The organism is Faecalibacterium sp. Marseille-Q4137 (assembly GCF_017377535.1).
Classification (GTDB): Bacteria; Bacillota; Clostridia; order Oscillospirales; family Ruminococcaceae; genus Faecalibacterium; species Faecalibacterium duncaniae.
On sequence record NZ_JAFREK010000092.1, the window covers coordinates 1 to 2,258 of the forward strand.

Consider the following 2,258-nt stretch of genomic DNA (forward strand, 5'->3'; position numbering starts at 1 on the left):
CATCGTGGAAGCCGCGCTGCCGCCCTGCGGTGGAGAACGGCTGGCACGGGAAGCCACCTGAAATGAGGGTGACGGTGCGAAGTCCTGTTTTTTCAAAGAAAGCCTCCTTTGTTACAGTGGTGATGTCCTGAAAACGGGGCACTTCCGGCCAGTGGCTTGCCAGCACAGCGGCGGGAAATGCCGCCCACTCGCATTGACAGACAGAGGTAAACCCCGCTGCTTCCGCGGCAAGGTCGATGCCGCCGATGCCGGAAAACAAGCTGAAATGTGTTAAGCTCATAGCTCCACCACCTCGCTGAGCCGGGTGGTCATGATCTTATAGAGCTGTGTGTTTTTCGGGATGGGGTTGGAAAACGGAAGCACCACGTTTTCAAAAATCAGCAGTCCTTCGCCCGGTTCCGAATTGTCGATGTACTTCTGCTGGTCTGCGGAGAGGTTCAGCCGTTCCGAAAGGATTTTGCGGTCGCCGGATGCCTGATTCAGCAGCGTGATGAAGTCGCTGTTTTCCAGAATGTTCTCGATCTCCGGCGAAGAAAGAAGGTCCTTCACATTCTGGGTGGCGCCCGTGGGCACACCGCCCCATTTGCGGAAGCGTTTCCAGATTTCTGCGGAATACGCAGCGGTCTGTTCCTCTTTCAAGAGCAAGTGGAACTCGTCTGCAAAATACCATGTGGCCCGGCCCTGACTGCGGTTCTGGGTAACACGGCCCCATATCTGGTCTTGGATAATGAGCATCCCTAATTTTTTTAACTGCTTGCCTAACTCTTTGATGTCAAAGGCCACGAGCCGGTTGTGGATGTCCACATTCGTTTTGTGATTAAACACATTCAGCGAGCCGGACACATACAAGTCCAATGCCTGCGCTACCCGGTCCGCTTCCGGCAAGTGCTGGTCGAGCAGGGCTTGGTGGAGGTCAGACAAAATCGGCATATTCTCCGGGCTGGGGTTCGCCAGATAGGGACGGTAGATGGCTTTCACGGCACGGTCTATCACGGTGCGTTCAATCGCTTCCAGACCTGTTTTGCCGCCCATGACCAGCTCACAGAACGACAGCACAAAATCCGACTTCAAGGCCAGCGGGCTGTCATCTTCGGAATAATTCAGGTTGATGTCCAGAGGATTCACATAGTCCTTGCTGGTGGGCGAAAGTTTGATGACCTGCCCATGCAGCCGCTTGACCAGCGGGTAATACTCGGCTTCTGGGTCTGAAATAAAAATATCGTCAGCAGTCGTTAAAAACACACTGACGATTTCAGACTTGCAGCTCATGGATTTGCCGCTGCCGGGCGTACCCAGCTTTAGGCCGTTGGGACACCGGGCCTGCTTGCGGTCCAGCATGATCATGTTGTGGGATTTTGCGTTGATGCCGTAGTACATGGCCGCACCGCTCTGGAAAAGCTCCTGCGTTACAAAGGGCACGAACACCGCCACGTTGGAGGTGGTGAGGCTGCGCTGAATCTTTATCTGGTTGATGCCCAGCGGCAGGCTGGACACAAGGCCCTGCTCCTGCTGGTAGTCCAGCCGGACAAGGGAGCAGTTGTACTTCTGCGCCACACCCGCCGCTTGGAACACATCGTTGCCCAGCTTTTGCTTGGTGTCGGCCACGTTCAGCACTAAAAAAGTCAGCATGAACAATCGCTCATTTCTTGTTTGCAGTTTGTTCAGCAGCTTTTTGGCATCCTCGCCGTAGGTGGCAAGGTCGCTGGGGAGGATATCCATGTCGTACCCGGAACGGACAGCCTTTTTCTGTTCCTGAATCTTCATAGCATCAAGGTCTGTGATTTTCCGTTTGATGGTTTTGATGGCCTCGGTCTGGTCGATGGCCTGCACATGGAGATTGACGAGAATCCCGCTTTCCGTTTTGAGAAAGTCGGCCAGCATTTCATCCGAAAGTTCCGGCGCAAGGATTTGTAAAAAGCTCACGGCTCCATACTTGCCGCCCATGCCAAAAGTCTTGGCCGTGCCGAAGCAGAGGGAGGACGGAGCCACAAAATCCTTGGTGGACAGGCCGGAGGGCGCCAGCCAGTCCCAGTCAAAGCGGAACGGTTCGCCGTCCGGGTGGAAGATGCCGTGCAGCACCTCCAAACGCTCCTGCCCGTCCATGACGTGCGCCACGCAGCCCATAGTCTTGAAGTAGCCCAGCAGGTCAAGGCCAATGCGGGTCAGCCGAGCCCGCGCAGTTTTCAGGCTGTCGGCCTCGATAGTGAAGGTCAGGTACTTGGTTTTGACAATGCCGTTGTTTCCGCTGGCAAGCTGCT

At 55.2% G+C, this 2,258-nt stretch carries 2 protein-coding genes; both read right to left on the bottom strand.

What is annotated here, in order from left to right:
• Positions 1-280 (bottom strand): DNA cytosine methyltransferase (locus J3353_RS15835; protein ID WP_207685227.1); only part of this gene is annotated, 280 nt, incomplete at its 3' end.
• The coding region (locus J3353_RS15840; protein WP_207685228.1) for a VirB4-like conjugal transfer ATPase, CD1110 family at positions 277-2,258 on the bottom strand (1,982 nt) is incomplete at its 5' end. The genes J3353_RS15840 and J3353_RS15835, both read right to left, overlap by 4 nt.